Origin of the sequence: Trinickia sp., from assembly GCF_036503415.1 — a bacterium.
Classification (GTDB): Bacteria; Pseudomonadota; Gammaproteobacteria; order Burkholderiales; family Burkholderiaceae; genus Trinickia.
Genome location: NZ_DASXWY010000136.1, coordinates 1 through 2,607, shown reverse-complemented (window position 1 = coordinate 2,607; position 2,607 = coordinate 1). Strand labels below are relative to the sequence as shown.

Annotated in this window: 4 protein-coding genes; all 4 read left to right on the top strand. The window is 63.5% G+C overall.

What is annotated here, in order from left to right:
• On the top strand, positions 1-365 hold a 365-nt coding region (locus VGL01_RS17460; protein WP_331571494.1), incomplete at its 5' end, for a GNAT family N-acetyltransferase.
• Between the two features lie 143 nt (positions 366-508).
• A complete protein-coding gene (locus tag VGL01_RS17455; protein WP_331571492.1) occupies positions 509-850 on the top strand; it encodes a DUF6916 family protein in 342 nt (113 codons plus the stop codon).
• A gap of 39 nt (positions 851-889) precedes the next feature.
• Positions 890-1,501: a phage tail protein gene (locus tag VGL01_RS17450; protein ID WP_331571490.1), complete on the top strand. Its 612-nt coding sequence runs from the start codon at positions 890-892 to the stop codon at positions 1,499-1,501.
• Positions 1,502-1,549: 48 nt separating this feature from the next.
• A partial coding sequence (locus VGL01_RS17445) for a DUF4347 domain-containing protein (protein WP_331571488.1) occupies positions 1,550-2,607 on the top strand: 1,058 nt, incomplete at its 3' end.

Below are 2,607 nucleotides of genomic sequence, written 5' to 3'. Positions count from 1 at the left end.
GTCGGCATTACCCGCATGGCCGCTTCGATGTAGTCATGCTGGGCAAGACCGCGATCGGACGCCTTTATCACGATTGGCAGGGGGCCGAGGCGCGGTTGATCGATATCGCACTCTTGCCCGCTTATCGACGCGGGGGTATCGGCGGGCGGCTCGTCCGTGCATTCGTCGCGCAGGCGGCCGCACGGGCGATGGCGGCGGTGTTGTACGTCGAAATCGACAACCCGGTGCAAGAACTGTATCGGCGACTCGGGTTCGAAGCGGTCGGCGAGGACGGGGTGTATCTGCAGATGCGGCGTGCGGCCGCGCCGTTCATCGATGAACGCGCCGTGCCTGTACCAGGGCTGGCGGCTGAGGGCGCGATGTAGTGCAAGGCGCGGCGACGCGCGAACATTCAAGGCTCGCGTTGTGGTGAGCCAAGCGAATCACGTATCAAAACGATAGGCCATGGCCGGCAACGCCGACCAAGACAGATAACGCATCACAGAACGAATAAGAACCGGGGGCTTGCTTGCGGACTATTCCGACCCATGACGAGTTGCTCGAAGCGATCGGGCAACGCTTCACTTTCGCTTCCGTCGACGGGCATACCGTCGAGGCGGTGCTCGCGCACGCGCCCGCCGGCATTGCCATGGATGACAGCTTCATCTGCTACTCGGCTACGTTCGAGTTGCCTGCGGGCGTTTTCCCTCCCCAGGACGTTTATCGCATAGGCTCGCCGAGCGGCCGAGCGTGGGACCTGCTCGCCACGCCGACGCGGCCCACCGGGGACGGGCGATCGACGCTTACCGTCGTTGTGCACTGTCGCGCCGATGCACTGGCTATGGACGCCGGTTCGCGGGGCGTCAATTGAGCATCTTTTCCCCATTCTTGACTCGACTGGAGGTGTTGGATGAGCGATCCGTACCTGGGTGAAATCCGCATGGTGGGCTTCAACTACGCTCCCTACGGCTGGGCGTTGTGTGCAGGTCAAACGATCGCGATTTCGCAAAATCAGGCGTTGTTCTCTTTGCTCGGCACCGTTTACGGCGGCAACGGCACGACGACCTTTCAATTGCCGAACATGCAGGGCCGTAGCCCCGTTGGCGTGGGGCAGGGCCTGGGGTTGTCGAACATTGTCATCGGCGAGCAAGCCGGCATCGAGAATGCGACGCTGACGACGCAGAACATGCCAATGCATACGCACACGGCGACCGTATCGAGCGGCGGTTCGGCCACGGGCTCCGTCGCAATTCCGGCCACCACGTCGACGGCATCGCAAAGCGCGGTTCCCGGTACAACTGCGGTGCTCGGGCCGGTTAGCGTCAGCAATCACCAGGGTGCGCTCTACAGTACCTCGACGCCCAATACGACACTTCAGCCGTTCAATGTCACGGTGGAAGGTTCTGCGCCGTCGGTGCAGAACAGCATGGCCGGGGGCAGCACGCCATTTTCGGTGCGCAATCCGTACTTGGGCATTACCTTCGTCATCGCCTTGCAAGGGATTTTTCCCTCGCGGGGATAAATAAATTGAGGCGTGCCGCCACCGGCACGCCGTCGGGGAAATCACGCGATGAGATTTGCCGCCAGCCTCTCGAAGCTTCTCGCCGCGATGCGCGGGTCCGCCCCGACCGCGCGCCGCGAATGTACCGCCATGCCGGCGCCGCTCATCGTCGCGCTCGAGCCGCGCATCGTCTATGACGCATCGGCCGCAGCCATCGGAGTGGCAGCTGCTGCCGCCCCGCATCCGACGAACGTCGATGGACATGCCGCGAGCACCGCACACGAAGGCGCGTCGGCTTCAACCTCGACGCGTGCGGTGCATGGCTTCACACCCGCGGCGGTGGCCGCCGGTCAGGGCGAAGCGGGCGCGCAAAACGCAGCTGCCACAGCACGGCATGGCTACATGAGCACGCCGTTTTCGGGCGTTACGGGCGACGCTAGCGCGACGCGCGCGGTGCATGGCTTCACGGATTCGGTTGCGCAATCGGCGGATCGCCAAGTCGTCTTCATCAATTCGAACGTCACCGATCTTCAAACGCTCGTCGCTGGCTTGCCGGCAGGCACGCAGTACGTCGTGCTCGATTCGACGAAGGACGGGCTTGTCCAAATCGAGCAGTATCTGCAGGCACACCCCGGCGTCAGCGCGATCCATCTCGTGTCGCACGGCGCCACGGGCGAGTTTCAGGTGGGTAGCACGTGGATCAACGAAGCCGATATGTCGACGTACAGTTCGGAGTTCGCGCAGATCGGCGCGTCGATGAAGGCGGGCGGCGACTTCTTGATTTACGGCTGCGACGTCGCCGGCAATGCGGACGGCAAGGCGCTCGTTCAGCAGATCTCGTCGATATCGGGATTGAACGTGGCGGCGTCGACCGACGCAACCGGCGCGGCCTCGCTGGGCGGTGACTGGTCGCTCGAATACGACGCGGGCACCGTGCATGCGGGCGTTATTTTTTCGACTGCTTCGGAGCAAAACTACGGTCACGTGCTGTCCGCGTTCGACGAGACATATGACGGGTCGGTCGGGTTCGATTCGGGCGCGACACCCGTCGCTTCGACGACGCTCGACGGCCTGACCTATACGGGCGATCAGGCCGTCGAGTATCAGGTCGTCGGCGGATCGCTTCC

Bases quoted from the DNA above. Each gene is read 5' to 3' on its own strand.
- VGL01_RS17450 (WP_331571490.1), top strand. From the start codon at position 890: ATGAGCGATCCGTACCTGGGTGAAATCCGCATGGTGGGCTTCAACTAC.